Genomic DNA, 238 nt, shown 5'->3' on the forward strand with positions numbered 1-238 from the left:
TGCCAATACAAACGGGCCTGCTAAGGGATTCCGAAACAAGGTCTGCAGGAGCAAGCCACTCAAAGCAAGTCCGCCACCAACGAAAACAGAGGTAAAAGCCTTTGGCATTCTATAATTCCACAGAATGTAATTGCATGATTCCACTTCGGCACTGCCTCCAAAAATGAGGTTGAGCACGGCTTCAAATCGAATCAAGACGGAACCTGAGCTGATGTTAAGCAAGAAGGCCAATAAGAGT

At 46.6% G+C, this 238-nt stretch carries 1 protein-coding gene; it reads right to left on the bottom strand.

Going from position 1 to position 238, the window contains the following annotated elements; translation table 11 throughout:
• Positions 1 to 238 (bottom strand): iron chelate uptake ABC transporter family permease subunit (locus ACRHOZ_RS21430; RefSeq protein WP_431130409.1); only part of this gene is annotated, 238 nt, incomplete at both ends.

The organism is Flagellimonas flava, assembly GCF_050617915.1.
GTDB lineage: Bacteria > Bacteroidota > Bacteroidia > Flavobacteriales > Flavobacteriaceae > Flagellimonas > Flagellimonas flava_A.